Genomic DNA, 2,311 nt, shown 5'->3' with positions numbered 1-2,311 from the left:
AAGAACCTTATGTAATTTATGAGCAAGCCCGTCCGGCTCGAGGAGGACGCGCGACGAATATAATGCTAGTAAAAAATATCGGTCAAGCCGCAAGGCTCTATGTTACCGATATTTTAATGATATTCATTATTTTGTAGAAAGCTTTAGCTTTCGTAGAAAATGATAGAATAAGCTTATGTAATATTTGGTTTAAATTGCGACGAATTTTATCTCGAGCGTAGTCGAGAGAAGGAGCGATTTGGACTAAATATCACTGGGCGACTGGAATAAAAAGATTACCTTCTTTATTATTTTTTAAAAATTTTGATTAAAATAGAAGAGAACAATCTCATGGTTAGTGGGATTGTCCTCTTTTTTTCTTTACTATGTGTAACTTAAAGGCTTATTTCATATAAATATATGCCCAAAAATTCATTATTAAGGCAGGAGTCTTACCTCTCGTTTACTCTCTTCCCTGTCATATAAGTTATATGAAAGGCTAACATCTTAGTATTTTTAAAATCTGCCTTCATAGTTTCGTTAATCAATTCTTTATTCGGATAGTACTTATCTGCAAGCTTAATCATAGCGTTCCTTGCAAAGTCAGGATCTTCGATTTCTTCAACTAGGCCATAGGCAATTACGGATGATACATTTGTTGACCAACCATCCTCTGACACGCCCTGCTCAAGCATGGCAGTAAAGCAAGCTTTGGGATTTTTATATATGCAGTCTATCTTATAACCTGTCTTTGTCCCGTGAAAATAAAGGCTCTCATTTTCTTCGTCATAGACAAAATTTAAAGGCAGGCCATAAGGATAGCCATCATCTCCTTCTAGAGCAAGGACACCTCTAGGGGATGTTTTTAAAACTTCTTTAGTAGCTTCTGGGCTTAGCTCATTTTTTACTTTTCTAATTTTTCTAAACATAGATTCTCCTTGTATTTTTATTAATATTATACTATATTTGTCTACAAAACCTCAAAAACCGTTATTATTAGCCGTGATTTATTATAAAAATTCAGCAAAATAAACATATATAAAAATGTGCCTTGCTAAATAGATAAAACAAATGTCAAATCCATGTTAAACCGCTCTATCAAGCCTATTAGCCCTTGATTATATTAAAAAAAGGTATGATGAAATACAGGTTATAAGTAAGAATGATTTTAATATTTATTATTTTAGATTAAAGAAAAATAAAGAAAGGAAAGCCATGAACAAGAAACAAAACCTCCTTGCCATTGCCTTGTCAGCTTCTTTTGTCCTAGCAGGGGCAAATGTGGCAGAGGCTAATGAAGATGCCAATGTCCCTATTCAAAATATAGGGGAAGCTAATATTGGCGATACAAATATTGAAAACAAACCTGATCAAGAAAAATCAGATGCAAATCTTCCTAGAAGTGAAGAAAATATAACTGGGTCTGATACAGACCAAGGTCAAGTTAGAGAGATTGGCCAACCTATAATTGAAGAACCAACAAAACATATTGTCCGTGTAGGCACAAAACCATTAGAAGGAACTAGAGAAAATGTTGTTGATAAGTCCATTCCTTATGAAACAAAGGTCATCTATGACGAAAACCTTGAAGCAGGTAACAGAATTGTAGATAATGAAGGAAAAGATGGCAAGGAAAGAGTAACAACAACAATCACAAGTAAAGATGGAGATATAGAATATAATTCTGAAGGAATAGTCCTTACTCCTAAAGAAGATAGGATTGTAAGAGTTGGGGTTAAACCAGTTGTTAAGGAAGAAGCTATTCTATTTGACACATCTTACACCCATAATCCAGAATTAAAGGTTGGAGAAGTTAAGAAAATTTCTGACGGTACTCCAGGTAAGGTTATTGTAACAACCAGCTTCAATAAGGAAACAGGCGAACTTGAAACAAGTGTTACAAGAACTGAACCAACTAATGCTGAATATGAATATGGTTCTTTAACAGAAGGTAGTTTCACAGTTGAATCTGAAATACCATTTAATGTTAAGGTAATCGAAGATGATACTCTTGATGCTGGAACTCATGTAGTAGACAAAGAAGGAGTAGCTGGTAAGAAGGAAACTACAGTAAAAGTTAAAAATAGCAAGGAAGAATCAAGAGAAGAAAATGTAATTACTGAAGCTGTAGACAAGATTATCAGAGTAGGTACAAAGCCAACAGAAAATATGTGCCCAGTTCCAGAAACTCCAGAAGAACCAAGTACTCCAGAAAAACCAGGTGAAGAAGATCCAACAGATCCAGAAAAACCAGGTGAAGAAGATCCAACAGATCCAGAAGAACCAGGCGAAGAAGATCCAATAGATCCAGAAAAGCCAGGAGAAGAAGATC

2 protein-coding genes are annotated in these 2,311 nt (G+C 34.9%); one reads left to right on the top strand and one right to left on the bottom strand.

Annotated features, from left to right (window positions below; all coding sequences use genetic code 11):
* Positions 1 to 431: 431 nt before the first annotated feature.
* Entirely contained in the window at positions 432 to 908 is a 477-nt protein-coding gene (locus Q0410_RS02250) for a pyridoxamine 5'-phosphate oxidase family protein (protein WP_299032454.1), read from the bottom strand.
* 286 nt (positions 909 to 1,194) lie between these two features.
* Here Q0410_RS02250 and Q0410_RS02245 point away from each other — a divergent pair.
* On the top strand, positions 1,195 to 2,311 hold a 1,117-nt coding region (locus Q0410_RS02245), incomplete at its 3' end, for a G5 domain-containing protein (protein WP_299032452.1).

Origin of the sequence: uncultured Anaerococcus sp., assembly GCF_937934665.1 — a bacterium.
Classification (GTDB): Bacteria; Bacillota; Clostridia; order Tissierellales; family Peptoniphilaceae; genus Anaerococcus.
This window is presented reverse-complemented; position numbering and strand designations above follow the sequence as displayed.